At 66.9% G+C, this 487-nt stretch carries 1 protein-coding gene; it reads right to left on the reverse strand.

Annotated features, from left to right (window positions below; genetic code table 11):
- Positions 1 to 487: alpha-L-fucosidase (locus tag PA598K_RS24895; RefSeq protein ID WP_185602208.1), on the reverse strand; the 487-nt coding region annotated here is incomplete at both ends.

The following is a 487-nucleotide window of genomic DNA, read 5'->3' on the forward strand; positions in this document are numbered from 1 at the left end:
GCGCAGCCAGTCGCCGAGCTCCCGCAGACGCGCCGCATCGGTCTCGTGGATGAGGCCGCGCCGGTCCGGCGGCAGATTGAGCAGGAATGTCGCATTGCCGCCGACCGTCCGCTCGTACAGATCGGCCAGCTCCTCGACCGTCTTCACCCGGTCGTCCTCCGACGCATGATAGAACCAACCCGGCCGGATCGACGTATTGACCTCCGCCGGATACCAGACGAGCGACTCCGCCTCGGCGATCACCGCCCGGCTGCCCAGATCGTCCTCGCTTGTACCGATCCGCCGGGCAAAGGCCGGGTCATCCGCCTGCTGCGACTCGGACTGGATCTTCTCGTTGTCCTGCAGCGTTGCCGGGACGACGCTCCATTCGACCGGACGGGTATGGCCCGCTTCATTGCCGCACCAGCGCACATCCGGCCCGCAGACGGAGATGACCGCCCCCGGCTGATGCTCGCGGATGACCGCATAGTAGGCATCCCAGTCATAC

Source organism: Paenibacillus sp. 598K, from assembly GCF_003851045.1.
In the GTDB taxonomy this organism is placed as follows: Bacteria; Bacillota; Bacilli; order Paenibacillales; family Paenibacillaceae; genus Paenibacillus_D.